Genomic DNA, 24,391 nt, shown 5'->3' with positions numbered 1-24,391 from the left:
GCGGACCTTCGCGAAAGCCGTCCTGCGGGGTCAGGGCAGGATCAGAAGCTGCTCCAGTCGTCTTCGTCCTGCTTCATGGCGAGATTGCCCTGCACCGGGCTTGCCGCTCGCCGTGCCGGAGCGGGCGCGGGCGGGGCCGCGCGGCGCATCGGCACGGCGTGCGCGAAGGACGATGCCGCCGCCTCGTCGACGCGGAAGCGGTTGACCTGCTCCTCCAGCGCGCGGGTTTCGGTGGACAGGGCGCGGACGGCGGCGGTGACTTCCTCGACCATCGCGGCATTGGCCTGGGTCACGCCGTCCATATCGTTGATCGCCAGATTGACCTGCTGGATGCTGGTCGCCTGTTCGGACGCCCCGCCCGCGATCGATTCGACCAGTCCGGTGATGTCCTGCATGCCCGTCGCGATCAGGCGCAGCGACTCGTCGGTCTTGTTAGCCAGCTCCACGCCGCTGCGCACCCGGTCGACCGTGGTCGTGATCCGCGCGCTGATGTCGCGTGCCGCCTCGGCCGAGCGTTCGGCCAGCGCACGGACTTCGGAGGCGACGACCGCGAAGCCCTTGCCCGCATCACCCGCACGGGCCGCCTCGACACCGGCGTTCAGCGCCAGCAGGTTGGTCTGGAAGGATAGGCCGTCGATCACCGCGATGATCTCGGCAATCTCGTTGGACGAGCGTTCGATGTCGCCGATCGCCGACACGGTACGGCGGACGATCGCCTCGCTGTTGGCGACGTCGCTGCTCGCCTTGCGGACGATCGCCTCGGCCGACTGCGCCTTGGTCGCCGCGGCCGTCACCGACTGGGCGATCTCGTTCATCGCGGCCGAGGTTTCCTCGATGCTTGCCGCCTGCTGTTCGGCCCGGCGCGCCAAATCGTCGGCGGCCTCGTTCATTTCCACCGTGCCGCTGGTGATCCCGGCCGCGTTGACGCGCACCGCACCCAGCGAACCCGACAGCCGCAAGACCGCCGTGTTAAAGTCGCGCTCGATCGCCGCATAGGAAGGCGGGAAGCCAGAGAGCCGGGCGGTCAGGTCCGAGTCCGCCAACTGGCCCAGCGCGCCGCCGATGCGCTCGACCACGTCATTCTGCTCGGCATCCGACCGCGCCTTGGCGACGGCGGTGTCGCGGAAGACGACCACGGCGCGCGACATGCTGCCCAGTTCGTCGCGCCGGTCGGCATCGGGGACGACGATGTCGTTTCGACCGTGCGACAGTGCGTCCATGACCCCCGTCAGCCGGACGATCGGCCGTCCCAACGCGCGCGACAGCAGCACCGCCATCGCGATGGCGGTTCCGACCATGATCAGGCCGCCGACGATCAGGCTCCATTGCGCCGTCTGCAGCACCATCCTGCGGTCGGCCCGCACCGTCGCCATCCTGTCGAGCCTCCGCGCCCGCAGATCGCGCAGCGGCTGCAGGATCGTCGTGACCCGCACACGCCCGCTATTGGCGCGAAGCCAGGCCTGTGCGCCCTCGCGATCGGTACGGCTGCGCGCGATCAGCGGATCACCGATGTCGCGGCGCCATTCGTCCATCCTGGCATGCGATGCAGCCACCTCAGCGCGCGCCTTGGGATCGTCCACCAATTCCTTGTCGAGCAGGGCCGCCGCCTCGGTCTCGGCGGTACGCGCGGTAAAATATTGTTTTAGATAGGCTTCGTCCCCAGTGATGAGGAAGCCGCGCATCTGGCTGTTCTCGCGCTGGACGCCGCCCTCCATCTCCAGCGTGTTGGTATAGACCTCCTGCGCCAGGACGCTCCGCTTCGTCATCCCCTCGATCTTGGCCAGGGACCACCACAGAACCCCCATCATCACCAGCACGGAAAGAACGACGACTGTGAACGAAAGACCGATCTTTTTCGGTATGGGCAAGGATGAAAACATGACGGTCCCCGGCAGATCGCAAGCTCCTATGCCTGCGACTTTGCCCGATGTGTAACCGCCAACTGCAAACGGTTGGTTAAGCGCTTACATTCCAACCTATTGCAATGTGGCCTTTGCTTGGTCGAGCAAGGCCGGACGATAGGGCGTGGGCGCACCCGCCTGAATGGCCGCGATCTCGGCCGCGACCGCATCGGCCCGCGCGGAGGAGGACGGATGCGTGCGGCTGCGGAAGATGCCGCCATCGACCTCGCCGCCATGTTCCCGCCAGAACCGCACCGCGTCCTGCGGATCATAACCCGCATTGCGCATCAGGATGACGCCCAGCAGGTCTGCCTCGGTCTCCGTCTGACGGAACAGTCGCCCGTTGCGCCCGAACTCCGACAGGATGCCGCGCTTCACGCCCGCCGCGTCCAGCCGGTCGCGGTGATGCAGGATATTGTGCGAAAACTCGTGCGCCACGACGACCGCGATCATCCGGTCGTCGAACCGCTCGAAGAAGCGCGAGCCGATCTGGACGATATCGCCGTCCGCCGACGCCGTCAGCCCCGGCCCCATCAGCATCTCGAAGCGCGAGCGGCAACCGGGCTGGGCCGCGACCGTCACCTCGCGCCGCTGGCCATGGCGGAGCAGGGTCAGGCGCAGCGGCCGGTCGGCAGGCTCGGCGGCGATCTGGCGCTGTGCGGCGTCACGGGTCGCGGTGTTCGCCTGCGACGCGCCCGCCGGATTGACGACGAAGGGCTTGCCGTCGACCGCCTCGATCGTGTCGTTCGGCTGCACTCCGGCCTTCGCCGCCGCGCTGCCCGGCACGACCGCCTCGACCGCGACCGGCCCCTCGAAGCCGAAGATCAGGGGCAGGTCCTTGCGCACGCCTGGGTCATACTGGTCGATCGCATGAACCACGATGCCCGGAGTAGGTGCGCGGTCGGGGCAGATCGCGGCGTTGGCCGTCGCCAATTTCCATGCGATCGTCGCCAGCCGCAGATCGGCGTCGCGCATGGCCCCGAACAGCGCTGTGTTGTCGGTCTTCTCGACCGCGACGAGGGGCGCGGCGGGCGCCCGGTCGGGCACCGACAGCAGGAAGGCGGACAGGGCGACGACCGCCGACGACAGGATGGAGGCACGCGACATCGCGCTCCTGCTACCGCCTCTCTGCACAATCCGCAAAGCCGGTCGCCGCAATCCGCCACCGCTCGGCGCAAACTGGTATCGGACGCAACAAAAGACGCGACTTGGGGGCCTCAAACGCCAACTTCATTGCGTATGGCCGCAATTGGGCGCATGGGCGATCGTTCACAGCAAAGAAGACGAAAGAGCAGGACGATCATGGCCGCGAACTGGGCCCCCGAAAGCTGGACGAATGCCGAAGCGCGCCAGCTTCCCCGCTATCCCGACCAGAATGCGCTGGACGCCGCGACCAAGACGCTGGCGACCTATCCGCCGCTGGTCTTTGCGGGCGAGGCGCGCAGCCTGACCGCCGAGCTGGCCGAAGTGGCGGCGGGCCGGGGTTTCCTGCTTCAGGGCGGCGACTGTGCCGAGAGCTTTGCCGAGCATAGCGCGAACAACATTCGCGACACCTTCCGGGTCATCCTGCAGATGGCGGTCGTCCTGACCTTCGCCTCGAAGCTGCCGGTGGTGAAGCTGGGTCGCATGGCGGGCCAGTTCGCCAAGCCGCGCTCGGCCGATACCGAGGTCGTGGGTGGCGTCGAGCTGCCCAGCTATCGCGGCGACAATGTCAACGACATCGCCTTCACCCCCGAGGCGCGCGTGCCCGATCCCCAGCGGATGCTGCGTTCCTATGCGCAGTCGGCGGCGACGCTGAACCTGCTGCGTGCGTTTGCACAAGGGGGGTACGCCAACCTGCACCAGGTCCATCGCTGGACCCATGACTTCATGGGCCGCAGCCCCTGGGCGCAGAAGTATAGCGAGATGGCCGACCGGATCGGCGAGGCGCTGGACTTCATGGCGGCGTGCGGCATCGACCCGGCCTCGGTGCCCCAACTGGCGCAGACCAGCTTCTATACAAGCCACGAAGCGCTGCTGCTCCCCTATGAGCAGGCGCTGACCCGGCAGGATTCGCTGACCGGCGACTGGTACGACACATCAGCCCACTTCCTGTGGATCGGCGACCGCACCCGTTTCGAGGGTTCGTCGCATGTCGAGTTCCTGCGCGGCATCGGCAACCCGATCGGCGTGAAGTGCGGCCCCAGCCTGGAGCCCGAGGCGCTGCTGCGGATGCTCGACACGCTGAACCCCGGCCGCGTGCCCGGCCGCATGACACTCATCACCCGCTATGGCCATGACAAGATCGAGGCGCATCTGCCGAAGCTCGTCCGCGCCGTCACGCGCGAGGGCCATCCGGTGGTCTGGTCCTGCGACCCGATGCACGGCAACACGATCAAGGCGGCGACCGGTTACAAGACGCGCCCCTTCGACCGCATCCTGGCCGAAGTGCGCGGCTTCTTCGCCGTCCACCGTGCAGAGGGCACCCATGCGGGCGGCATCCATGCCGAGATGACCGGCCAGAACGTGACCGAGTGCACCGGCGGTGCGATCGACGTGACCGAACAGTCGCTGGCCGACCGCTATCACACGCATTGCGACCCGCGCCTCAATGCGGGGCAGAGCCTGGAGCTGGCCTTCCTGCTTGCCGAAATGCTGAACGAGGAAATGGCCGAACGCCGCAAGGACGCGGCATAACCGGCACGACAAAGGGCGGGACGACACCATGTCGCCCCGCCCTTTCACTTTTTATCAAGAGTTGGGCAGGGAAGCGCTTGACGCCCCATCCCACCCCCGCTAATAGCGCCCCCTCCACTGCACGGCCCCTTCGTCTAGCGGTTAGGACGTCGCCCTCTCACGGCGAAAACACGAGTTCGATTCTCGTAGGGGTCACCATGCGATTACAAACACTTAGACGCTTGGTCGTTTGGGTATATCGGTTTTTTTGGTGATCGGTCGGTACTATACCTCCTGATACAGCCAGAACCGATCAGGTACAGAGTAATCAACTATCGATTCTCTGGATTATCCTCATTGAGAATCACAACGCGGAATGGCCGTCGCCAGCATTCGAAGCGCCACGACGCCATTGCCGCCAACTGAGTAGCCCCTAGATTTCTGGCCGCCCTGGATCCTAAATTTGAGGACAGGAGGCGTTGATGGGGAAGCCCGATTTCAACGACGAGTTCAAACGCGATGCGGTGGCCCCGATCACTGAACGCGCGTATCCGGTATCGGAGGTTTCGCAACCGCTTGGGTCAGCCCGCCTTTGCTGTATGCGTGGAAGCGGCAACTGGTGAAGGTCGTATCCGGTGATGCCAGCAAGGATGCCGAGATCCGCCAACCGAAGCGCGAGTTGGCTTGGGTGACCGAGGAGCGCGACATCCTAAAAAAAGCCACCGCATATCTCGCTCGAGATGCAAAGTGAGATACGCGTTCATTGCCGAGCATCGCGATCGCTTTGGCATGAGGGCAATGTGCCGCTGCCTCGCTGTGCAGCCCAGCGGTTTCTATGCGTGGCAGAAGAACCCGCCGAGCTAGCGGGCTCGGGAAGATGCTCGGCAAACGGAGCCGCTACGGCGGGCCTGGAACGACAGTGGTAAGGTCTATGGCTAACGCAAGCCGCACGACGACCTGCTGGATCACGGCGAGACGTGCTGCCCCAACCGCATTGCGCGGTCGACAACACGCTGGATCGCCGGTTCGACGCGGCTGCGCCAGACCGAGCCTGGGTGGCAAACATTATCTACATCCGCACCTTGGAAAGCTTTGCCTATCTGGCGGTTGTGATCGATCTCGACTCGCGCCGCATGGTGGGCTGGTCGATGCAGAGCCGACAGACCACCAATGTGGTGCTGCAGACGCTGCACATGGCGGTATGGCGGCGCAAATCGAAGCAACGGGTGCTAATCCACGCAGACCAGGGCTCGCAGTTCACCAGCATGGACTGGGCTGTCTTTGTCCGGGTCAACAACCTTGAGCACTCGATGAGCCGACGCGGCAACTGCCATGACAATGCCGTCGCCGAGGGCTTCTTCTCATCGCTCAAGCGTGAGCGCACCCGGCGGCGCACCTACAAAACTCGCGAGGCGGCCCGGCAGGACGGGTTCGATTAGATCGAGATGTTCTACAACTCGGTACGCAAGCACGTCAGGAACGGTATGCCGTCACCCGTCGAGTTCGAACGGCAGCAGATTTTCAAAGCGAAAGGCGTCTAGAAAACTAGGGGCTACTCAGACTGCACACCGGGACCGGATATTCAGGCATCTACACTGAGGTCGCGATCCGGTCGTGAGCAGCAGGCAAGGATATACCCCTCGTCGATCTCGTCATCGAGGATACCACCGTTGTGCTCCATGCGGACATTGCCGGAATGTTTCATGACCTTGCAGGTGCCGCACAGACCGGACTCGCAGGCGGCCGGGATACGGACGCCGGCCTGGCGCGCGGCTTCGAGTACGGTCTGGCCGGAGTCGCAGGTCGCGGTGACACCCGAAGCGGCGAAGGTGATCGTCACGGCCGCAACCGACACGGGTTCAGCCGGGGGCACCTGCTCGCTCGGCGCGTTCGCGGGGGCATCGCCGAAGCTCTCCTGATGATAGCGGGCCATGTCCAGCCCGGCGTCGCGGACGATGCCGCCGATCAGCGCCATGAAGGCTTCCGGGCCGCAACAGAATATCTCGCGCGTCGTCAGGTCGGGCACGAGCATCGCCAGTCGCGCCGCGTCGAGGCGACCGCGATGTCCGCTCCAGGTCTCGCCGGGCGGATTGTCGCGGACGATCATGGCGAGCGACAGGTTCGGCATCTGTCGGTCGAGCAGTTCCAGTTCGCGGCGGAAGATGATGTCCTGCGGCCGCCGCGCGACCGTGACGAAGGCGACGTCGCTGTCGGGCGCGCAATCGGCCATCCAGCGCAGCATCGACATCATCGGCGTGACGCCCGACCCGGCCGACACGAACAGATAGCGCGGGGCCGAATGCGCGACATGGGTGAACTGCCCGGTCGGGCCATAGGCACGGATGCGCGCGCCGGGGCGGAGATGCTCGAACATCCACCGCGTGCCGATGCTATCGACCTGCGCCTTCACCGTCACCGCGATCGAGAAGGGGCGGGAGGGCGAGGACGACAGCGTGTAGGTCCGCAGCAATGGCCCACCCTCCGCCGGCAATTCCAGCGTCACGAACTGTCCCGGACGATAGCGGAACCAGCGATCGCGTTCGGAACGGAAGGTGAAGGTCTTCACCCCCGGCGCTTCGTCGACGATGCCGATCACTTCCAGATGATGCAGCCGGTCGCTCCACGGCGACATTTCGTCGAGATGGAGATAGCGGCCCGTCATCGCCCCCTCCGCGCGCAAAGGATCACGCGACCCGCCGAATGCGGTCGAGGCCCGCGCCGTCCAGCCGGGATTCGATCGCGCGCGCATACCAGTCGACGAACTGGATCACCCCGCCCTCGTGAAGCTGCGAATAGGGCCCGGGTTCATAGGCGGGGGAGCGGATGCCGAGTGCATTTTCCTCGACGATGCGGCGATCCTGGTCGTTGGTCTGGGTCCAGACATGCGTCAGCGTGTCGAGATCATAGTCGACCCCCTCGACCGCATCCTTGTGGACCAGCCACTTCGTCGTCACCGCCGTTTCGTTCGGGCCGATCGGCATTACGCGGAACGTCACTGCGTGATCGATCAGGACATGGTTCCAGGTCGTCGGATAGTTGAACAGCATCAATGCGCCGATCCGCTCGGCCGTCACCCCGTCCGAAAGGCCACGCGCGACGGCGCGCTTGCCGTTCATCGTATAGCTTTCCGCCTCGCGCAGCAGCGGCGCGCGGATCGCGCGGAACTGGCCGCTGTCGTGGATGCGGAACTGCGCCGGCAGCCCGGCCGCCTCGCACCGCGCCCAATGCGCCGCCATTTCCGGATCTTCCTCGCCCCCGGCGACGCCGGTGACGTTGGGCGACTCGTCATAGGTCTTGCACAATTCGGGATGGCTACCAGCGCAATGATAGCATTCGCGATTATTCTCCCAGACGAGCTTCCAATTGCCCTTCTCGACGATCGTCGACTGAAAGGCGATCTTCGCATCGGACAGGTTATGCGGCGCGAAATAGGGGCGCATCAGGTCGCTGAACGGTGCGAAGGCAGGCGGCTCGTCGGCGAGGCAGACGAAGATATAGCCCGCGACGCTCTCGCACGCGACCGGCTTCAACGAATGCTGGCTGGGATCGAACCCCTCCCCCATCTGCCGTGCGAAGGCGAGCGAACCGTCGAGATTATAGGTCCATTGATGATAGGGGCAGACGAGCTTGGCGGTGACGCCGCGTTCGGCGTTGCACACCCGGCTGCCGCGATGACGGCAACTATTGTGGAAGGCACGGATCGCGCCGTCGCGGTCGCGCAGCACGACGATCGGATATGCGCCGACCTGCAGCGTGAAATAGCTGCCCGGCTTGAGCAGTTCGCAATCATGCCCCGCGAACAGCCAGTCGCGATACCAGATCAGCTCCATGTCGATATCGAAGAAGGACTGATCGACGTAGAAGGGTTGCGGCAGCGAATAGCCGTCCTTGCGGTGGCGGATCAGGTTCAGCATCTCGCTACGGACGTTCATTTCCCTTCCCTTCCCCATGTCAACGCGCCCTTGCCGCGCACCCGCGCGGCGGATTGCATGTCTACTCCCCTGACGCCGCCATTCTGCGTGCATCCACCTTTGCCGATAACGGTGGAAGCTATTCAGAGCAGGTCCCGCGTCAATAGGACGATTGCGTCATCTGCGGTCGTGGATTGCGACACGCCGACCTCTGCCGTCCGGACGCCATCCGCTGGCGGCCACACGATTTCGACCTCGACATGGTCGAGGATGCCGTTGATCGGAACGCTCGGCTTGCGCAGCGTGATGCGGGCGCGCGAGACGGCCGCGAACCGCTCGCACAGCCCCCGCGCGATCTCCAGCGCGAGCGTTTCGATCAGCAGGCGCCGCCGCCCGCGAACCAGTCGCTCCACCTCGCCGAATATCTCGCCGTAATCGACGGTGCCGGTGATCGCGCGACCGTCCCGCCCGACATCGGCATCGACCAGCACCTCCGCATCGATATGGAAGCGCTGGCCGAGCGTCCCCTCCTCATCGAAAACGCCGTGATGCGCGAAGAACGAGCAGTTCTTCAGACGGATGATGTAGCGCACCGCGCGACCGGACCGTCGATCAGCTCTTGGGCTTGCGATTTTCGGGGTCGTACAGCGGACGGTAGCCGACCGATGCGACCTCAACAGGATAACGCTCGCCGAAATACTCGACCTCCAGCTTCCGCCCCTCCTGGCACAAGGCCCAGGGAAGATAGGCCAGCGCGATGTTGCGGCCGATCGAGGGGCCATAGGCGATTGATGTCGTGTAGGATCGCCGCCCGAGTTCATCGACCGGAACCTCCCCGGTTTCGGGGTCGATGACCGGCAGGATGCCGACGGGATAGCGCTTCACGCCCTTGGCATCGACATTGTCGGTCATGACCAGCGTACACAGCTTGGCGGGCTGATGCTCGCGCGCGCGATGCTCCAGATGCTTCGCCTTGCCGCGAAAGTCCGCCGCCTTGGCCTTGGGCCGCGCCAGATCGGCCTCCAGCAGGTTGTAATGGGTCAGCAAGTCGGCGTTCTGGAGGCGCAGGCTCTTCTCCATGCGTCGCGAATTGGCATAGGTCTCGATGCCGACCGCGATCACGCCGGTGGCGCGTAGCGCGTCCCACACCGCCAGCCCGTCCGCATAGGCCATGTGCAGTTCCCAGCCCTGTTCGCCGACATAGGAAATGCGGAACGCCATGACGTCCTTGCCCGCGATACGAACCATGCGGATCGCGGCGAAGGGGAAATTCTCGAGCGACAGCGCCTCGGGGTCCTCGACCACCTTTTGCAGATTGACGCGGGCGTTCGGACCCCAGATGCCGATAGTGACATATTTCTCGGTTACGTCGGTGACGGTCACGTCCAGCCCGCGATCCTGCGCCACCCGCCGCATGTACTGCACGTCGCGCGGGCCCGCATCGGCGCCGTTCACCAGCCGACAGCGATCGGCGAGACGGAAGACGGTGAAGTCGGCGCGGACATTGCCTTCGTCATCGAGGAAATGGGTATAGATGCCCTTGCCGATGCTCTCGTCGCCGCCGACTTTGGCCGCGCACAGCCACTCCATCAGCGCGACATGGTCCGGCCCCTCGATATCGGTGATGTGGAAGTGCGACAGGTTGATGAGACCGCAATCGGCGCTGAGTTCGAGCTGCTCGGCGTTCGACACGCGCCAGAAATGGCGGTTATCCCATTCATTCTCGCGCACCGGCACCTGGTCGGCATATTTTTCCAGCAGATGCTCGTTGGCGGCATAGCCGTGCGCGCGTTCCCACCCGCCGAGTTCCATGAAATAGCCGCCCAGCTCCTTCTCGCGCTCCCAGAAGGGCGAGCGGCGGATGCCGCGCCCGCCCGCAAACGGCTCGCGCGGGTGGACCGGCGGATTGTAGATCTTGGCGGCGGTTTCGAGGCAGCGTTCCTCGATGAATGTCGCTTCCAGCTGGAACGGGTTGAACCGCGCATAGTCGATGCTGGCATGGTCGATCGCGGTGCGCCCGTCGGTCATCCAATCGGCGACCAGCTTGCCCATGCCCGGCCCGTCCTTCACCCAGATGCCAACCGCATACCACAGGCCGCGCACCTTCTGGCTCTCCCCGATCGACGGACCGCCATCGGTGGTCGTCTGAAGCAGGCCGTTGAACGAATGCCCCTCATTATAGCCCAGCTCGCCGAGGATCGGCGTCAGTTCGATCGCACGCTCCAGCGGTTCGAGCACCTGCTCCATCTCCAGGTCGCGCTGCGACGGCGATAGGCGCGCCTGATCCTTTTCCAGCAGCTCGCGCGGATGGACGAGACGCGGCGCATGCTCCTCGTAATAGCCCCATTCGATCTGGCCGCCCTCGGTCGTCTTCGGGTCGCCGGTGTCGCGCATATAGGCCGAATTGCCCTGATCGCGGAGCAGCGGATAGCCGATGTCCTTCCCCGTCCCCTCGAACTCTGTGTACGGACCGAAGAAGGTCAGCGGGTGGTCGACCGGAAACACCGGCAGATCCTCGCCCGCCATCTCGGCGATCAACCGCCCCCACAGGCCCGTACAGACGACGACATAGTCGGCCAAGATGGTGCCGCGCGTCGTGACGACACCTTTGATCCGGCCATCCTCGATGACGAGCGATTCCGCCTGGTTGTTGGCGAAGACGGTCAGCTTGCCCGCGTCGACCGCCTGGTCGATCAGCTTGCCCGCCACTGTCTGCGACCGCGGCACGACCAGACCTGCGTCCGGGTCCCACAGGCCGCCCTGCACCAGGCTTTCCTCGATCAGCGGGAACTTCGCCTTGATCCCAGCGGGGTCGATCAGCTCCGCACGGGTGCCGAATGCCTTGCCCGAGGCAACCTTGCGGCGGATCTCGTCCATCCGCTGATCGTCGCCGACGCGCGCGACCTCCAGCCCGCCGATCCGCGAATAATGACCCATCTTCTCGAAGAAATCCATCGAGTAGAGCGTCGTCCACGTCGTCAGATAATCATGGCTGGTCGCATAGCAGAAGTCGGAGGCGTGCGCGGTCGAGCCGATGTCGGTCGGCACGCCCGACTTGTCGATCCCGACGATATCGGTCCAGCCGCGCTCGACCAGATGATGGACCACCGAGGCGCCGACGATGCCGCCGACGCCGACGATCACGACACGGGCCTTTTCGGGAAGCGCAGCCATCTTCAATCCTTTGCGTCAGAGATAGGGGCCAGGAGCAGCGCGGCGGCGCGCGCGATCACGGGGCGAACACCACGGTGCGGTGGCGGTTGAGCATCACCCGACCTTCGAGATGATATTTGACCGCGCGCGCCAGGACCCGCGATTCGATGTCGCGGCCGGCCGCGACGAAATCCTCGCTGGTCAGGCTGTGGCTGACCCGCTCGGTTTCCTGCTCGATGATCGGCCCCTCGTCGAGGTCGGGCGTGACATAATGGGCGGTCGCCCCGATCAGCTTCACGCCGCGCTCATGCGCCTGGTGATAGGGCTTGGCCCCCTTGAAGCTCGGCAGGAACGAGTGGTGGATGTTGATGACGCGGCCGTACAGCCGCTCGGACAGGTCGTTGGACAGGACTTGCATGTATCGCGCGAGCACCACCAGTTCGGCGCCGGTCGCCTCGACCAGATCGAGCAGCTTGGCCTCCTGCTCCGCCTTGTTCTCCTTCGTCACCGGCCAGTGGTGGAAGGGGATGCCGTCGATCTCGGCAGCGGCGCGCGCCACGTCGTGGTTGGACACGATCGCGACGACATCGGCGTTCAGCCAGCGCACCTTGATCTGATAGAGCAGGTGATGCATCGCATGGTCGAATTTCGACACCATCACGATGATCTTCGGCCGCTGCGCCATGTCGGTGACGGACAGGTCGAGGCCGAATTGCGCCTCGGCGGGCTGGAGCGCGTGTTCGATCGCCTCGCGCGTGATGTCGGGCGCGACCGTCACCGCGATCCGCAGGAAGAAATGATCGGCCTGTCGATCCCAGAACTGGTTGGATTCGAGGATATTAGCCCCCAGCCCCGCCAAGGCGGTGGTGACGGCGGCGACGATGCCGGGCTGGTCCGGGCAGCCGAGCCGGATGACGTAGGACTTCTCGCTCATGGACGGGCCTCGTTCGGGAATGGCGTTCGATCGGCTCAGAGCTGGCGCTCGAGTTCGGGGACGAGGTCGAACAGGTCGCCGACCAGGCCGTAATCGGCGACCTGGAAGATCGGCGCATCCTCGTCCTTGTTGATCGCGACGATGACCTTGGCGTCCTTCATCCCGGCCAGATGCTGGATCGCGCCGGAAATGCCGCAGGCGACATACAGGTCGGGCGCCACGACCTTGCCGGTCTGCCCCACCTGCCAGTCGTTCGGCGCATAGCCCGCATCGACCGCCGCACGCGATGCGCCGACCGCCGCGCCCAGCCGGTCGGCGAGCGGCAGGATCGTCTCGCGGAATTTCTCCGCCGAACCCAGCGCTCGTCCGCCGGACACGACGATGCGTGCGCCGTCCAGGTCCGGCCGGTCCGTGGCGGCGAACTGATTCTCGACGAAGCGCGACAGGCCGGGATCGCCGGGGTCGCCGGCCGCGACGATCTCCGCCGCCGCGTCGCCGGACGCCGTCGGCGCGAAGGACGCGGTGCGGACGGTCACGACCTTCACGGCATCGCCCGAACGCACCGTCTGCACCGCGTTACCGGCATAGATCGGACGCTTGAACGTGTCGGGCGCGATCACCTCGACGACCTCCGACACCTGCATCACGTCGAGCAGGGCGGCGACGCGCGGCAGGACGTTCTTGCCGGTGCTGGTCGCCGGTGCGACGATGGCGCCATAGTTCGCCGCCAGCGCGACGAGCAGCGCGGCGGTCGGTTCGGCCAGCCGCTGTTCCAGCGCCGCCGCTTCCGCCAGCAATACCCGGCGCACGCCGGTAAGCCGCGCCGCGGCCTGGGCGACGTCCGCCGCGCCCTGCCCGGCCACCAGGATGTCGACCGCATCGCCCATCTGCGATGCCGCGGTCAGCGTCCGCGCGGTCGATTCGGAAAGGTTTTCATTGTCGTGCTCGGCGAGCAACAGGATCGTCATGTCTGGTCTCCCGATCGCGATTACAGGACGCAGGCCTCGGCCTTGAGCTTGTGGGCGAGTTCCGCGACGGAGGCGACGCGGACCCCCGGCCCGCGCAGCTTCGGCTCCTCGGTCGCAAGGACGGTCAGGCGCGGGCCGACATCAACCCCGAAATCCTCGACGCTCGCCTCGTCCAGCGGCTTCTTCTTGGCCTTCATGATATTGGGCAGCGTCGCATAGCGCGGCTCGTTGAGCCGCAGATCGACCGACACGACCGCGGGCAGCGCCACGTCGATCACCTGCAACCCGCCATCAACTTCACGCGTCACCGTCGCGCGAGCGCCGTCAATCGCGATCCGCGAGGCGAAGGTCGCCTGCGACCACCCCAGCAACGCCGACAGCATCTGCCCGGTCTGGTTGGCATCGTCGTCGATCGCCTGCTTGCCCAGCAGGACGAGGCCGGGCTGCTCCTTGGCCACCACCGCCGCCAACAATTTTGCGACGGCCAGCGGTTCCGGCATCACCTCCGCGCGGATCAGGATCGCCCGGTCCGCACCGACCGCCAGCGCGGTGCGCAGCACGTCCTGCGCCTGGGCCGGACCGATCGAGACGACGACGATCTCGGTCGCGACGCCAGCCTCTTTCAACCGGACCGCCTCTTCGACCGCGATCTCGTCGAACGGGTTGATCGACATCTTCACATTGGCCAGGTCGACGCCCGACCCGTCGCCCTTGACGCGAATCTTGACGTTATGATCGACCACCCGCTTGATCGGCACCAGAATTTTCATGCTGCTGCTCCCCTTGGCCGCGTGCGATGCCGCGGCCATGCGATTTCCCCTTGAACATCAGTAGGTTTGCGACAGGCCCTGTCGGTGACGAAAGGATAATTGCGTCAGAACACCACAAACTCTACGACATGTGACAGAAATTGGTCGGAATGTGGGAGGCGCGATTGAAAACGTCCGCATTGGCACTCGAAGCATCGCAGCGCCGCCGCGCCGCCGGACTTCGCCTATCGGTCGGTTTCATTCTCGCGCGCCGGTTCACTCTGTGCGCCTTCGCCAATTTCGTCGACGTGCTCCGCCTCGCGGCCGATGAGGGCGACCGCAGCCGGCACATCGCCTGCGACTGGAAGATCATCTCCGACAGTTCCGCCCGCATCCCTTCCAGTTCCGGGATCAGCATCCAGCCCGACGAACAGCTCGGCGACCCCAGCCGGTTCGACTATATCGTCGTGGTCGGCGGACTCATCGACGAGATCGAGGGATTTGGCAGCGAGTATAGCGCCTATCTTCACAAGGCCGCCGGTCTCGGCATTCCGCTGGTCGGCGTCTGCACCGGTGCTTTCCTGCTCCACCGGGCGGGATTGCTCGACGGCTACAAATGCTGCGTCAGCTGGTTTCATCACCGCGACTTTCTCGAGCAATTCGACGGCCTCGATCCCGTTTCCGACCGCATTTTCATCGTCGACCGCGATCGGCTGACCTGTTCGGGCGGGGCCAGTTCGGCGCATCTCGCCGCCTATCTGGTCGATCGGCATGTCGGCCGCGCGCAGGCGAGCAAGAGCCTGCATATCATGATCATCGACGAGGCACTGGGCGGCGAGAAGGCGCAGCCGGGCACGATGCTCAACTACCGCACCGACGACCCGATCGTGCTGCGCGCGCTGATGATCACGCAGCAGAATATCGACATGCCGCTATCGGTCGCCGACATCGCCGAGCGCATGGGGAAGAGCAAACGGCAGCTCGAACGCCGGTTCAAGACGGCGCTGGGCGTCTCCCCACAGGTCGCGTTCATGGAGGTGCGCCTGTCGCTGGCGCATCACATGCTGCAGACCACCGACAAGTCGATCACCACCATCGCCGTCGAATGCGGCTTCTGCGACTCTTCACACATGAGCCGCATGTTCCGCCGCCGCTTCGGCCAATCGCCGCTGGAAGCACGTTCATCGCTAACGGGCGCTTGCCGTCCGACACCGAACGATTCGATAACCGACGCTCAACTCGACGCGGCCTGATCGGCGGCGAGCTCCTCGCGCGTCGGCATTCCCAGCGCCCGTTTCAACGGGTCGAGCCACGGCTCGAACGGCCGCCACTGCGCCATGCCCGTGCGATAGATGGGCTGGCGGACCTGTTCCGAACTCGCGGTGCGAACCGATCGCCGGGTCTTGTGAAAGTCCAGGCATGACGGCTCGAACGCCAGCCCGCAATGGTCGAGGATACGGCGGACCTGCCCCTCCAGATCGTCGATCATATCCTCATATTGAACGCGCAGCACCTTGCCCGGCAGGACCGCGTCCCAATGCGCCATCAACCGCTCATAGCCACGATAATAGCGCCCGACCTCTTCGAGACCGTAGGTGAATTCCTGCCCTTCGGCGAACAACTGCTTGAAGCCCGAGAAACAGCAATCCATCGGATCGCGCCGCGCGTCGATGATCCGCGCGTTGGGCAGGATCAGGTGGATCAGACCGATATGCCGGAAATTGTTCGGCATCTTGTCGGTAAAATGCGGTCGCCCGGTGCGATGGATCTGCGTCTCTTCCAGAAATTCCCGCCCGAAGCGCGCCAGGTCGTCGCGCGGCAATTCGGCCAGGCAAGCGGGGTAGATTTCCCGCTCGTCGGCACGGCGGCGACCGCTGAGCCGGTGCGCCAGCCCCATGATGTTGGGCAGCTCCAGCGTTCCTTCCACCCGGCTGTGTGAGGCGAGGATCTGTTCGACCAGCGTCGATCCCGCGCGCGGCAGGCCGACGATGAAGATCGGCGAGTCGCTGGGGTCGCCCGTTCCCGCCAGCCGCGCGATCAGATCGGGCGTGAAGAAGCGGATCTGCGCCGCCATTTCGCGCTCCATCGCATCGGCATCGTAACGCGACTGTTCGCGGCGCAGTCGGTTGCCCGCATCATAATGGCTGAAGGCGGCGGCATGGTCGCCCCGATCCTCATGCGCCTTGCCCAATGCGAAATGGAGGTGCGCACGATCATCGGTCGCGGTGCCGGGTGCCTCGACCTCGGCGGCCATCGCCCGCATCTCCTCCTCAGTGAAGCGATAGGTCTTGAGATTGGCGAGGCTCCAATAGGCATCGCCGAAATCGGGCTGCGCGGCATAGGCGGCACGATAGGCGGCGACGGCCTCTTCCTGCCGCCCGATCGTCTTCAGCGCATGACCGCGCGCCAGATGCGTCCCCGCCGCCGCCGCACCCGATGCGATCAGCGTGTCGTAGATCGCCAGCGCCTCGTCATAGCGCCCGATCGCCGCGCTCTCATTCGCCAAGGCGTTCTGGAACAGCGGGTTGCCGGGATCTAGCGCGTGGAGCCGCTCGGCCTGGGCATGGGCGGCGGCGAACTTCTGCCGCTTGTGCAGCACGCCGACATAATCGAGCCGGGCCAGCGCGTAATCCGGCTCGAACTCCAGCGCACTTTCGAGCAGGAACTCCGCGTCGTCATAGACATGGAGCCGGGTGCCGATATCGGCGAGCAGCCGCATCGCCTCGACATCGGTCGGATGCGCGCGCAGGTAGCGGCGGCACAATTCCTCGGCCGGTTGCAGTCGGCCTTCGTAGATCATGCTGGCCACCGCCAGCAGCTCTTTCGGCAGGGCGCCCAGATAGGCGACCTCTTCGCACGCGCGCTCGGCTTCGCGGGGATTATTGGCATTCAACGCAACCAGCGCGCGCCAGCTGGCGAGCAGCGTCGGATTGCGCGCGACCGCACGGTCATAGGCGTCGCGCGCCTCGTCCGGGCGACCAGACGCGACGAACAAATGCCCCCGTTCCTGTTCCGCCCGCCCATAATCGGGATGCGCGGACGTCAGCCGGTCCAGCGTCGCCGACGCGACGTCCAGCTTGCCGAGATAGCGCTGGGCAACCGCCATGACATATAACAGGTCGCGATCGTCGGGCGCCACGGCTAGGCCGTTCCGGGCCAGTGTCTCCGCCTCGCCCAGCCGCCCCGCCTGCAGCGCGTCCTTCGCCTGATCCGCCGTCATCGCGTCCGTTCGATCTCCGTGGGGAAAGGGTCGGTCCCCGGCATCATCGCCAATGCCGGGGACCAGTGCCAGCTACATATCGACCGTCACCTTCAACCCGATGGTTCGCGGCCGGTTGGTCGTGATCCGTGGGATCTGGTCCTGGTTGTTGTAGAAGAGCTGCGCCCGCGTATCGGTCAGGTTCTCGCCATAGATTTCGAAGCGATATTTGCCGACGATGAAACCGCCGCTCGCATCGAAGGTGCTGTAGCCGTCCTGCCGCACCCGCAACGCCGAGGCGAGCGAGCTGTAGCTGTGCGCGGCAAGCTGCGAGCCGACCTGCGCGAACCAGCTTCGATCGTTGTCCAATATGCCGTCGTAACGCAGACGCACATTGCCCTGTATCTTGGGCGTCAGCGGCAACTGGCTGCCGACCGGGGCCAGTTCGATCACGGTCGACTGCGTGCCGGTCAGCTTCGCGTCATTGTACGAGACCGCGCTGAACAGCGTCAGCGGCGGTGCGAGCTTGATCGTCAGGTCGCCTTCAAAGCCGTTGATGCGCGCATTCGCGGCATTGTCGATGAAGGTCAGGTTGGACACGTTGACGGTATCCAGGCGCGACACCTGGATATTGCTCCAGTCGACCCGATAAAAGCTGCCGTTGAAGCGGACCTCGCGATCGAACAGATCGGTCTTGAACCCGACTTCATAGTTCTTGACCGTGTCCGAGACATAGTTGACCGGCACGGTCGGATAGGCCGGGTTGAACGATGGCGCCCCGCCGCCGCGGTTGAAGCCGCCCGGGCGGAACCCTTCGGAATAGGTGGCATAGAACAGCAACTGCCCGTTCGGCTTGAAGGTCAGCGTCGCCTTGGGAACAAAGCCCTTCTCCCGCAGCTTGGGGCGGTTGTAGATGCGGCCGCCGGCGCCGGGAACCGTGGAGTCGGTGCCGAGATTGGCGAAGTTCGACGAACCGTAGAACTCCGTCGTCTGCCAGTAATAGCGGCCGCCCCCGCTCAGGATGAGCTTTTTGGGGACGATATCGAAGGCCGCCTCGCCATAGATCGCCTTCTGTTCGCCGATCCGGGTAATGTCGTTGAAGAAGGCGACACCGGCAGGGCGCGTACTGGGGTCGATATTCCGTGCGGCCGTAATCGGCGCATTGCGCGCGAAGCCGAGTTGCGGGGTCGCCTCATAGACATAATTGTCCAGCGCCTCGAGCTTCGTCCGGTCGTAGAACACGCCTGCCGTCAATCGGACCCGCAGGTCCTGCGGCGTGGACAGCCGCGCTTCCTGCGTAAAGCGCCTGATGCGCTGGTTGCCGTTATAGCCCTTCACTGGATTGAGGCAGCGGCGCGGCGTCGTGTAGGTGCAGGTGTAATAGGCCGCGAACGCGCCGGTGTTGGTGTATCCGGTATAGTCGACCGCCTGCGCGATCTTCCGGTCCAGATACGCGCCCGTATAGACCAGATCGAGCCCCTTCAGCCGCCCGTTGACCGTCCAGGCGGTCTGGCTGAACTTGTCGCGCAGAAAATCGGGGAAGAAGCGCGTCACCTTCAGGTCGCCGACCTTGGGATCATAGTCGAACACGCCGTCCGTATCCAGATTCTGCCGCGCATGGGTTACGAGGATATCGAGGTCGGGCGATACCTTATAGGCCGCGCTCAAACGGAAGCCGCGATAGCTGGCGTCGTTGAAGTTCTTTTCGACCAGGTCGCTGTTGTTGGCGGTTTCGTAGGTCGTGCCGGGCGCCGAAGGCAGTGCTCGGTTCACGGTCGGGCTGGGCGTGTAGGTGCCGGGAACATTGTCGATATAGCCGCCGCGCTGGGCGGAATAGAATACGCCGCGCACCGCCAGATTGTCGGCGAGCGGCACGTTGACGAACCCTTCGACCGCATTGCTCATGTCGCCGCTCTTGGTGAACTCGGCCGTGCCCGTCACGCTGGCGCTGAACCCGGTCATGTCGGGCTTGTTCGTGATCAGCCGCACCGTACCCGCCATCGAACTGGCGCCGAACAGCGAACCTTGCGGTCCCGGCAGCACCTCGATCCGCGCCATGTCGGTTACATAGACGTCGAGGTTGCGACCGGGCGATGTCACGGGTTGCTCGTCAAGATACATGGCGACGTTCGGTTCGGACCCCTGGGCGCCCGACAGCAGCACCGTGACCGCGTCGGTGGCCTGGCCGCGGATATATACGTCGTTCTGACCGGGCCCACGGCCGCCCGAGCGGACGCTGGGCAGATACTTCACATAATCGTCGAAGCTGGTGATGTTCAGGTTGTTCAGCGCCTTTGTATCCAGGGCCTGAACCGACACCGGCACGCGCTGGATGCTTTCATTGCGCTTCGTCGCAGTCACGACAATGTCACCGAGCCCCCCCTGCGAAGCGGGTGTCGTGGCCGCGCCCTTCGCGCCGTCCTGGTCCCCCGTGGACGCGGCAGGCGGCGCAACGGCGCTTTCCGCGACGGCCTGTGCCCAGGCGGGCTGCCCCCCCAGAGCAAACACCGTCAGTGCCGATGTCGCATAAAGGCTACGCATACACGATAGTTTACGATCCCTTTTCATTCCCGCCTCCCTCAATGAGTTACGACGGCCAAGTATTAATCGGCCATCTCACCTTTCCTCCGGCGTGACTGTCTTTTTGTTTTTATTTTTCTTTGGCACGAGTATGTCTCGTGTCGTTGCTTTCGCCAGCCAAACGAGCTGGGGAACTCAGAATTCTATTTGCGACGCCGCGATGGCCATTCATTGCGGCCCGGCGTCAGAGGATGTCGGCGCATGGTCCGGTGCACGCGACACCAGCAGCGCTTCCGGGGATTGCGACAGCGCGAGATAACGCTCGAACTGTGCGAGCACATCGGCGATGACCTGCTCCTGGCAAAGCCCGAGAATGTCATATCCCCGGCCGCCGCACGCGAAGAACGTCCGCGCCTCGAACCGGTCCTCCACCGCCATCACGTCCGCCGCCGACAGCGTCGCGCGCGGGCGGGCGGTGATCCGCACCCCATAGAGGAAGCATCGCTGGCCCGCGGTCGTCGACTCCAGCCACACGCCGTCATCGTCCCGCCGAACGCTGGTCGGCCGGCCACGGTCGCTCAGTTCGTCCGCCACCGCCTGCAACGCGGGCGCGGCGGTCGCCGCGAGGAAGGTGCGCACCTCCTCGGCCGTCGGCGTGTGCAGCGCGAAGCCCAGCCGCGCCTGCCAGGACAGGCCCGATGCGGGACGGCCATAATCGGCGACGGCCCGTCCACCCAGCGCATATTGCGCCATGTCGGCGCGCATCCCGCGGAACAGGCCATAGACCAAGGCCATCATCACGATCGCGAAGGGCAGCGCCGCGATGATCGTCGCAGCCTTCAGCGCGGCCAGCCCCCCGGCGATCAGCAGGATGATCGTGACCAGCGCCTCCAGCACGCACCAGAACAGCCGCTGCGCCGAGGTCGTCACCGTCTTGCCGCCCGATGCGATGATGTCCATCACCAGCGAGCCGGAGCTTTGCGACGAGATGAAGAAGATGCCGATCATGAAGACGGCAAGCGCGGTGGTGGCGCTGGCAAAGGGCAGATAATCGAAGAACTTGAACAGCGCGATCGAGACATTGTCCTGCACCGCCGCCGACAATGCGCCCCCCGCGACGCCGTGATCGAGAAACAGCGCGGTATTGCCGAACACCGTCATCCAGATGAAGGTGAAGATCGTCGGCAGCAGCAGCACGGCCAGGATGAACTCGCGTACCGTCCGCCCGCGCGAGATGCGCGCGATGAACATGCCGACGAACGGCGCCCAGGACATCCACCACGCCCAGTAGAACAGCGTCCAGGCATTGATCCATTCGTTGGGCGCATAGGCATAGACGTTGAAGGTGCGCGGCACGAACGTCGACACATAGAGCCCGATATTCTGGACCAGATCGCGCATCAGCACGATGGTCGGCCCAGCCAGCAGCACGAACAGCATCAGTCCGATCGCCAGCAGGATGTTGAGCTCGCTGAGCCGCTTGATCCCCTTGCCCAGGCCCGACAGCACCGACAGCGTCGCGACGGCGGAGATGACGACGATCAGCAGCACCTGCACGCCGACGTTCATCGGCACGCCCAGCAGATAGTTCAGGCCGCCATTCACCTGCTGCACGCCAAGGCCAAGCGAGGTCGCGAGACCGAAGACGGTGCAGCAGATCGCGAAGATATCGACCGCATCGCCGATCCGGCCGTGGATGCGTTCCTTCAGGATCGGATACAGGCCCGACCGGATCGTCAGCGGCAGATTGTAGCGATAGCCGAAATAGCCGAGCGACAGGCCCACCACCGAATAGATCGACCAGGCATGGATGCCCCAGTGGAAGAAGGTGATGCTCATCGCATCCTGTTGCGCCGCGACCGATCGCGCGGCGGCGTCGGGCGGCAGCACGTCGTGCATGATCGGCTCGGCCACACCATAATACATCAGGCCGATGCCCTTGCCCGCAGCGAAGAGCATCGCGACCCAGGAGGTGAAGCGGAAATCGGGAACGCAATCGTCGGGCCCGAGCTTCAGGTCGCCGAACCGACCGAAGGCGAGGATCGTGACCGAGAGCAGGAAGATGCCGACCGCGAGCAGATAGAACCAGCCGATTTCGGCCAGGATATTCTTCTCCACCGCCGACAGGATCGCCTCGGCCTGATCCGGCAGGAACGCGCCGACCCCCAGCAGGATCGCGATGACGCCAACCGAACCGTAGAATACCGGCGGATTGATGACGAACCTGCTCACCCCGATTGATCCCCCTTGTCGTCGATCGCGCCCGCCGTCGGTGCCGTTCACGGCCCCGCCTGCTACGCCTGTTTCCCCCACTGATGATCTGGTCGCCAGGTTCTCGGCGCGCATCGGCGGCCCGGCCTGGATTGAAGAAGAGCATGGTGCCCGCCAGCCGGGCCATCAGGACTGCGACATAAGGCCGTCACGAATGCGTCACCGTCCACTATATTCCGGCCTCGCAACGATCGGCGTGATCCGATTGTCATATTCGTGCCGGATGGTGTTCGAATCATTCGCCTGCCTGCACCCCGGCGTGACGGCTCAGGGTAGCGCGATCACCCTCACCGCATGGCCGCGAGCCTCCAGCCACGGCACCAGCGCGGCGAAGGGCAGCGCCACCGTCGCGGTATTGCGCAGCGGATGCACCGCGATCCGCTCCGCTTGCTCGAACGCGGCATCGAACACCAGTGACACCGCGCCGGGCGCAGCGTTGACGATGGCCAGCGGCGTCACCGCGCCGGGCGAGACGCCCAGCACCTGCTCCATCTCCTCCGCCTTGCCGAACGAGAATTTTCCCGCCCCCAGCAGTTCCGCATAGGCCTTGAGATCGGCACGCCGATCACTCGGCAGGACGACCAGCCACAGATTTTTGTGCTTGTCCTTCAGGAACAGGTTCTTGGTGTGCGCGGCCGGCAGCGCGGCGTGGATGGCGGCGCTTTCGTCGACGGTGAAGACGGGCGGATGTTCCAGTTTCTCCACCGCGATCCCGGCACGGTCGAGTTCGGCATAGAGTTCGTCTTCGGTCATGATCAGCCCTTCAACATTCGGGGAAGCTCACCGCCAGGCCGCCCTGCGAGGTTTCCTTGTACTTGGCGTGCATGTCGGTGCCGGTGCGCATCATCGTCTCGATCACCTGGTCGAGCGAGACGACATGCGTGCCGTCACCGCGCAGCGACAGCGAGGCGGCGTTGACCGCCTTGATCGCGCCGAACGCGTTGCGCTCGATGCACGGCACCTGCACCAGCCCGGCGATCGGGTCGCAGGTCATGCCCAGATGATGCTCCATCGCGATCTCGGCGGCATTCTCGATCTGCCGCTCGTTGGCGCCCATCGCCGCCGCCAGTCCCGCCGCCGCCATCGCGCTGGCGGTGCCGACCTCGCCCTGGCACCCGACCTCCGCGCCCGAGATCGAGGCGTTCAGCTTCGTCAGCACCCCGATCGCACTGGCGGTCAGCAGGAAGTCATGCATCCCGGCGCGGTCCGCGCCCGGCCAGAAGTCGCGATAATAGCGCAGTACCGCCGGCACCACGCCCGCCGCGCCGTTCGTCGGCGCAGTGACGACGCGGCATCCGGCGGCATTCTCCTCGTTCACCGCGATCGCGAACAGGCTGATATGGTCCATGATGCTGTGCGGCGCCTGGCGGTTACGGAAACGATCGCCGTCCAGCTTCTGCCGCAACGCCCGCGCCCGGCGCGGCACCTTGAGCCGCCCGGGCAGGATGCCGTCGGCCTGCATCCCACGGTCGATGCAGGTCATCATCACCTCGATCACGCGGTCGAGATACGCCTCCAGCTCCGCCGTCGACGTCAGCGCCAGTTCGTTGGCGCGCATCACCTCGGCGATGGAAAGCCCGTGCGCGCGGCAGATGGCGAGCAGATCGGTGCCGGTGCGGAACGGAAACGGCGGGGTCGCCTCCTCCTCCCCGGACAGCGATATGCCGACCATGTCCTCCGGCACGATGAACCCGCCGCCGATCGAGCACCAGCGTTGCGTCTCGATCGTCGCGCCATCCGCGTCATAGGCGACGAACTGCAAGGTATTGGGATGGACTGGCGTCGCGCTGTCGCGATCGAAAACGATATCGGCGTCGGGATCGAAGGTGATGACCCGGCCGCCGACCACCAGTTCGCGCTCCTTACGCGCCTGTTCGACGATCATGTCGATCTGCTCGGGCGCGATCGCGTCGGGCAGGAACCCGGCCAGCCCCAGCACCACCGCCTTGTCGGTCGCATGTCCGGCCCCGGTCCATGCCAGCGACCCCATCAGGTCGCAGCGCACCCGCGCCACGCCGCGCCCGGCCAGCGTCGCCGCAAAGCTGTGCGCCGCCTTCATCGGCCCGACGGTATGCGACGACGACGGCCCGATACCGACGCGAAACAGGTCGCGGACGCCCAGCATCGTGT

Annotated in this window: 16 protein-coding genes, 1 tRNA gene and 1 pseudogene; 4 read left to right on the top strand and 14 right to left on the bottom strand. The window is 65.1% G+C overall.

Features of this window, described 5'->3' with window-relative positions; all coding sequences use genetic code 11:
- Window positions 1-41: 41 nt before the first annotated feature.
- Both KV697_RS17920 and KV697_RS17915 read right to left on the bottom strand, forming a co-directional pair.
- A complete protein-coding gene (locus tag KV697_RS17920) occupies window positions 42-1,766 on the bottom strand; it encodes a methyl-accepting chemotaxis protein (RefSeq protein WP_219019338.1) in 1,725 nt (574 codons plus the stop codon).
- A 210-nt stretch (window positions 1,767-1,976) separates the two neighbouring features.
- Window positions 1,977-3,008 (bottom strand): M48 family metallopeptidase, encoded by a 1,032-nt coding sequence (locus tag KV697_RS17915; protein WP_219019337.1) that lies wholly within the window; start codon window positions 3,006-3,008, stop codon window positions 1,977-1,979.
- A gap of 195 nt (window positions 3,009-3,203) precedes the next feature.
- On the opposite strand from KV697_RS17915, the gene KV697_RS17910 reads away from it, so the two are divergent.
- The 3 genes and pseudogenes from KV697_RS17910 to KV697_RS17900 all read left to right on the top strand — a co-directional run bounded on the left by KV697_RS17910 (window position 3,204) and on the right by KV697_RS17900 (window position 6,097).
- Window positions 3,204-4,577 (top strand): class II 3-deoxy-7-phosphoheptulonate synthase, encoded by a 1,374-nt coding sequence (locus KV697_RS17910; RefSeq protein WP_219019336.1) that lies wholly within the window; start codon window positions 3,204-3,206, stop codon window positions 4,575-4,577.
- A gap of 123 nt (window positions 4,578-4,700) precedes the next feature.
- Window positions 4,701-4,775, top strand: a tRNA-Glu gene (locus KV697_RS17905).
- A 263-nt stretch (window positions 4,776-5,038) separates the two neighbouring features.
- Window positions 5,039-6,097, top strand: a pseudogene (locus KV697_RS17900) (IS3 family transposase).
- Between the two features lie 41 nt (window positions 6,098-6,138).
- Here the strand turns inward: KV697_RS17900 and KV697_RS17895 are convergent.
- The 7 genes from KV697_RS17895 to KV697_RS17865 all read right to left on the bottom strand — a co-directional run bounded on the left by KV697_RS17895 (window position 6,139) and on the right by KV697_RS17865 (window position 14,292).
- A complete protein-coding gene (locus tag KV697_RS17895; RefSeq protein ID WP_219019335.1) occupies window positions 6,139-7,218 on the bottom strand; it encodes a hybrid-cluster NAD(P)-dependent oxidoreductase in 1,080 nt (359 codons plus the stop codon).
- A gap of 22 nt (window positions 7,219-7,240) precedes the next feature.
- Complete coding sequence (locus tag KV697_RS17890) at window positions 7,241-8,488, bottom strand: aromatic ring-hydroxylating oxygenase subunit alpha (RefSeq protein WP_219019334.1); 1,248 nt, start codon at window positions 8,486-8,488, stop codon at window positions 7,241-7,243.
- 122 nt (window positions 8,489-8,610) lie between these two features.
- Window positions 8,611-9,060 carry a dihydroneopterin aldolase gene (gene folB / locus KV697_RS17885; protein WP_257575426.1) on the bottom strand — a complete coding sequence of 150 codons (450 nt, stop codon included), beginning with the start codon at window positions 9,058-9,060 and terminating at the stop codon, window positions 8,611-8,613.
- 19 nt (window positions 9,061-9,079) lie between these two features.
- Window positions 9,080-11,641 carry a GcvT family protein gene (locus tag KV697_RS17880; protein WP_219019333.1) on the bottom strand — a complete coding sequence of 854 codons (2,562 nt, stop codon included), beginning with the start codon at window positions 11,639-11,641 and terminating at the stop codon, window positions 9,080-9,082.
- A gap of 55 nt (window positions 11,642-11,696) precedes the next feature.
- The gene (gene purU, locus KV697_RS17875) at window positions 11,697-12,554 is read right to left on the bottom strand and encodes a formyltetrahydrofolate deformylase (protein WP_219019332.1); all 858 of its coding nucleotides are present in this window, start codon (window positions 12,552-12,554) and stop codon (window positions 11,697-11,699) included.
- A 35-nt stretch (window positions 12,555-12,589) separates the two neighbouring features.
- Window positions 12,590-13,522 (bottom strand): electron transfer flavoprotein subunit alpha/FixB family protein, encoded by a 933-nt coding sequence (locus tag KV697_RS17870; protein ID WP_219019331.1) that lies wholly within the window; start codon window positions 13,520-13,522, stop codon window positions 12,590-12,592.
- A 20-nt stretch (window positions 13,523-13,542) separates the two neighbouring features.
- Entirely contained in the window at window positions 13,543-14,292 is a 750-nt protein-coding gene (locus tag KV697_RS17865; RefSeq protein WP_219021486.1) for an electron transfer flavoprotein subunit beta/FixA family protein, read from the bottom strand.
- 179 nt (window positions 14,293-14,471) lie between these two features.
- On the opposite strand from KV697_RS17865, the gene KV697_RS17860 reads away from it, so the two are divergent.
- Window positions 14,472-15,524, top strand: coding sequence for a GlxA family transcriptional regulator (locus KV697_RS17860; protein WP_257575425.1), 1,053 nt, complete (start codon window positions 14,472-14,474; stop codon window positions 15,522-15,524).
- On the opposite strand, the gene KV697_RS17855 is transcribed toward KV697_RS17860, so the two are convergent.
- The 5 genes from KV697_RS17855 to KV697_RS17835 all read right to left on the bottom strand — a co-directional run bounded on the left by KV697_RS17855 (window position 15,506) and on the right by KV697_RS17835 (window position 24,386).
- Window positions 15,506-17,491: a tetratricopeptide repeat-containing sulfotransferase family protein gene (locus KV697_RS17855; protein WP_219019330.1), complete on the bottom strand. Its 1,986-nt coding sequence runs from the start codon at window positions 17,489-17,491 to the stop codon at window positions 15,506-15,508. The genes KV697_RS17860 and KV697_RS17855 overlap by 19 nt on opposite strands.
- 72 nt (window positions 17,492-17,563) lie before the next feature.
- Window positions 17,564-20,011, bottom strand: a complete 2,448-nt coding sequence (locus KV697_RS17850; RefSeq protein ID WP_219019329.1) for a TonB-dependent receptor — start codon at window positions 20,009-20,011, stop codon at window positions 17,564-17,566.
- Window positions 20,012-20,218: 207 nt separating this feature from the next.
- Window positions 20,219-22,222: a BCCT family transporter gene (locus tag KV697_RS17845; RefSeq protein ID WP_257575424.1), complete on the bottom strand. Its 2,004-nt coding sequence runs from the start codon at window positions 22,220-22,222 to the stop codon at window positions 20,219-20,221.
- 306 nt (window positions 22,223-22,528) lie between these two features.
- Entirely contained in the window at window positions 22,529-23,014 is a 486-nt protein-coding gene (locus KV697_RS17840) for a prolyl-tRNA synthetase associated domain-containing protein (RefSeq protein WP_219019327.1), read from the bottom strand.
- A 10-nt stretch (window positions 23,015-23,024) separates the two neighbouring features.
- Window positions 23,025-24,386 carry an L-serine ammonia-lyase gene (locus tag KV697_RS17835; RefSeq protein ID WP_219019326.1) on the bottom strand — a complete coding sequence of 454 codons (1,362 nt, stop codon included), beginning with the start codon at window positions 24,384-24,386 and terminating at the stop codon, window positions 23,025-23,027.
- Window positions 24,387-24,391 lie beyond the last annotated feature (5 nt).

Source organism: Sphingomonas sanguinis (genome assembly GCF_019297835.1).
GTDB lineage: Bacteria > Pseudomonadota > Alphaproteobacteria > Sphingomonadales > Sphingomonadaceae > Sphingomonas > Sphingomonas sanguinis_D.
Note: the sequence above shows the minus strand (reverse complement) of the source record. Positions and strands in the feature narration are given on the sequence as shown.

Coding starts and splice junctions, on each gene's coding strand:
- KV697_RS17915 (WP_219019337.1), bottom strand. CDS start 3,008: ATGTCGCGTGCCTCCATCCTGTCGTCGGCGGTCGTCGCCCTGTCCGCC.
- KV697_RS17835 (WP_219019326.1), bottom strand. CDS start 24,386: ATGCTGGGCGTCCGCGACCTGTTTCGCGTCGGTATCGGGCCGTCGTCG.
- KV697_RS17855 (WP_219019330.1), bottom strand. CDS start 17,491: ATGACGGCGGATCAGGCGAAGGACGCGCTGCAGGCGGGGCGGCTGGGC.
- KV697_RS17870 (WP_219019331.1), bottom strand. CDS start 13,522: ATGACGATCCTGTTGCTCGCCGAGCACGACAATGAAAACCTTTCCGAA.
- purU (WP_219019332.1), bottom strand. CDS start 12,554: ATGAGCGAGAAGTCCTACGTCATCCGGCTCGGCTGCCCGGACCAGCCC.
- KV697_RS17840 (WP_219019327.1), bottom strand. CDS start 23,014: ATGACCGAAGACGAACTCTATGCCGAACTCGACCGTGCCGGGATCGCG.
- KV697_RS17880 (WP_219019333.1), bottom strand. CDS start 11,641: ATGGCTGCGCTTCCCGAAAAGGCCCGTGTCGTGATCGTCGGCGTCGGC.
- KV697_RS17865 (WP_219021486.1), bottom strand. CDS start 14,292: ATGAAAATTCTGGTGCCGATCAAGCGGGTGGTCGATCATAACGTCAAG.
- KV697_RS17895 (WP_219019335.1), bottom strand. CDS start 7,218: ATGACGGGCCGCTATCTCCATCTCGACGAAATGTCGCCGTGGAGCGAC.
- KV697_RS17910 (WP_219019336.1), top strand. CDS start 3,204: ATGGCCGCGAACTGGGCCCCCGAAAGCTGGACGAATGCCGAAGCGCGC.
- KV697_RS17890 (WP_219019334.1), bottom strand. CDS start 8,488: ATGAACGTCCGTAGCGAGATGCTGAACCTGATCCGCCACCGCAAGGAC.
- KV697_RS17850 (WP_219019329.1), bottom strand. CDS start 20,011: ATGCGTAGCCTTTATGCGACATCGGCACTGACGGTGTTTGCTCTGGGG.
- KV697_RS17920 (WP_219019338.1), bottom strand. CDS start 1,766: ATGACGAAGCGGAGCGTCCTGGCGCAGGAGGTCTATACCAACACGCTG.